The organism is Microbacterium testaceum (assembly GCF_001476655.1).
GTDB classification, from domain to species: domain Bacteria; phylum Actinomycetota; class Actinomycetes; order Actinomycetales; family Microbacteriaceae; genus Microbacterium; species Microbacterium testaceum_C.
Genome location: NZ_LDRT01000098.1, coordinates 1 through 3,067 on the forward strand (window position 1 = coordinate 1; position 3,067 = coordinate 3,067).

General features: G+C 65.7%; 1 protein-coding gene. It reads right to left on the reverse strand.

The window, feature by feature from the left end; genetic code table 11:
- Nucleotides 1–99 precede the first annotated feature (99 nt).
- The gene (locus tag NS220_RS13475; RefSeq protein WP_058624558.1) at nt 100–2,955 is read right to left on the reverse strand and encodes a polysaccharide lyase family 8 super-sandwich domain-containing protein; all 2,856 of its coding nucleotides are present in this window, start codon (nt 2,953–2,955) and stop codon (nt 100–102) included.
- Nucleotides 2,956–3,067 lie beyond the last annotated feature (112 nt).

The window sequence follows — 3,067 nt, forward strand, 5'->3', positions numbered from 1 at the left end:
GGTCTGCCGCTCAGCGGGCGGTCACCCCGCACGGTGACCCGCCCCTCGAGCGGCAGACCCGCCCGGCGCCGATGGCGCGCGGGCGGGTCACCGCCTTCTCTAGCCGCCTGCCGTCGGCACCAGCTTCAGATAGTCGAGCACCAGCTTCATCCCCGAGGCGCTGGCGTTCTTTCCCGTCGCGGTCAGCCGCAGGAGATAGCTGCCCGGCTTCGTGAACGTGTACGAGCCGAACGTCTGATCGCGCTGCGCGACATTGGTGTTCCAGAAGAAGTCCTGCGGGCTCGCGACGTTCGTTCCATCGACGGCGAGCTGGTAGATGCCGTTGTTGCTCGCTTTGAAGGCGCGGGCGACCACGTCGTAGGTACCCGCTTGCGGCACATCGAGGCTGTACTCGATGTAGTCCCCGACCACGCTGTTCTGGATCTGGACCCTCTTCCCCCCGCTCGCGTTCGCGTCATTGGCGACCGAGACGCCCTTCGTCATCGCGTTGACCGGGAGCGTCTCTGCTTCGTACGTGTTCGGAATCGCGATCGGTGCGGGGTTCGCCTGTTGGGTGCCGTCGAGCGACAGCGCGACGTGGAAGTCCTTGCCACCCGCCTTGTTGACGTTCACCTTGAGCGTGACCGTCGGTGTGTACTGCAGCACCGTCACCTCCGGGTCGTTCGAGATCAGGCCGGTCGCCGGGGTGTCCAGCGAGAGGTAGATCTGTCCGACGTTCTTCTGCGTCGGATCGGCGACCGAGACGTCGAGGGTCCCCGCGCTCTTGCTCACCATGACCGACGCCTTCCGGTCGGAGGTGACGCCTCCGGCGGTCGTGACCTCGTCCTTCCAGAAGTTGATGCCCGTGACATTCAGGCCGTTCTCGCGCACGGCCTGAGCGGACGTGGAGTTCTCGAGGATGCTGATGTCCGGGTTCGAGGCGTAGGCGTCGACCTGCGCGCTCGTCTTGTTCGGCAAGAGCACGTAGGAGTACGCGCCATCGGTGGGGTTGGTGCCGTGATCGAGCGCGAGCGAGAGGTAGTTGCGCGTGATGGGTGTCGAGTTGCCCCACTGCGACGACGAATTGAGCTGCTTCCAGTTCCCCGTGCGCTGCTCGCGGAGGCCGTTCACCGTCGCACCCCCGGGAAAGTAGTAGCCGATGTCCGAACCGGCGACGCTGCCCGCCAGGTGCACACGGTCGACCCCCGTCAGGCTGTCCGACCAGCCGAGCGTCGCCGGCTCGGTCGCCCCGTCCACGGTCAGGGCGTTGTCGCCCGCCGCGTTCAGCTTGCGGTTCTCCACGATCGTCTCGGTGTCGATCCCGTCGGTGCTGGTGACTCCCGCCCCGAGGGCCACGATCTCGTCATCGAACATGAACCACGACTTCTTGGCCTCCAGCGTCCGATCGATCGTGTGCAGGTCCATCCCGGTGACGCCGTACTGCCCCAGGATGCTCGCTCCGCCGACCCATGACCTGTCCGTGCGGGTGCTCGCCTTCTGCGGCGTGTTCTTCAGGACCGTCGTTCCGGGCAACCGGTAGTTGTCGACGGTGGGCCAGAAATCGTCGTGGTACTGGCTGAGGTCGTTGTTGTAGAGGGAGGTCATCCCGTCGCCGGTGTGCCACCCCTTCGCATTCTCGGCATTGATCGACTCGAACGCGGCGATGCGGCTCGACGCCATGCTGATCCCGAAGCGGTATCCCGGTCGCGCGTGCACGGTGCGGTCCATACCGGTGAACTGCCGGTTGAAGACGAGCTCGTCCCGGGGCACCACGGACGAGTCGTTCTGGATCGCCTTGGCGCTCACGATGAGATCCACCGAGACCTGGCTCAGGAAGGTCTTGTCGGCATCCACTGCCAGCCAGGCCTTGATCATGCTCTTGAAAGCGGCGGCATCCGAGGCGGGCGACACCTGCGAGAGACGGATGATGGATGCCATGACCGGTACCGCGGCATCGTCGTCCTGTACGCCGTAGCGGCTGATCTCCCGTCCGCGGACCATGTCCATCAGGTTCCCCTGGAAGAGGAAAGGCTCGAAGGAGTTGTAGATCCACTCGCTCACATTCGATCGCTGGGGGTCGGTGACGTCCCACGTGGATCCGTTGAGCAGGTACAGCAGATCGGCGATGCCGGAGAGCAGCGAGGTGCCGTAGCCGCCGTTGTACGCGTAGAAGTTGTGCTGGACGAACGACCCGTCCCGCGTGAATCCGTCACCGGAGGCGACGTAGGGGAAGAGCGCGCTGAGACCGTCGCGGCCGGCCGCGACGCGCGTGGCGTCTTGGGCGATGATCCCCGAGATCGCGATGACCTGGCTCTCCCACAGACGATTCGCCCCGGTCATCGTCACGGAGGGCTGGTAGAAGCTGACCGCGGCCATGTAGTTCGAGATCTGCGTGCTGGTGAGGTCGTCGTAGACGAGGGCGACGATGTCGTTCAGCGCGAGCGGTGCGCCGATCTGCCAGTGCCACCAGTTCTGGTACGACGGGCCCTGGGCGTAGTAGGCGTTCGTGTTCATCCAGTCCAACCCGTCGACGAGGTCGGCCTTCAGCTGCGCGTTCCCCTCCCACGTCGAGCCGTCCGTCGCGTAGGCGAGCGCCATCGACCGCAGGTGTTCGTAGGTGCGGGTCACGCCCGCGGAGTCGTTGCCCAGCGGTGAGTCGTCCCAGAGCCGGTTGCGATCGGCGTTCTTCTTCATCGTGTTCCAGGACTGCTGGCCGGATGTCGTGATCGCGGCGATCCGCGCCGAGATATCGGGGTCTGTGGTGTCGAAGGTCGCGCCGCCGGTCAGCATGGCCGCGTACTTCTCGCGCAGGGTGGCGAACTCCGCCGCCGTGTCGACGGAGGCCGTCGCGGCAGCCACCGCCGTCGTCGTCGCGGCGCTCGCGCGCGCATCGGAGGGGAAGGCCACAAGCGCTCCTGTGATCATCGCGAGCGCGACGGTCGTCGTCGTCGCTCGTCTCATCGAATGGGTGAACATCGTTGTCCTTTTCCTTGCGATTATTCGGTTGAGGGTCGTGCAGGTACCCGTCCCGTGAACAGGCGCGGGGACGTGAGTTGCGGCAGGCGGTCCGGCGGTGTCTCTCTCTCCG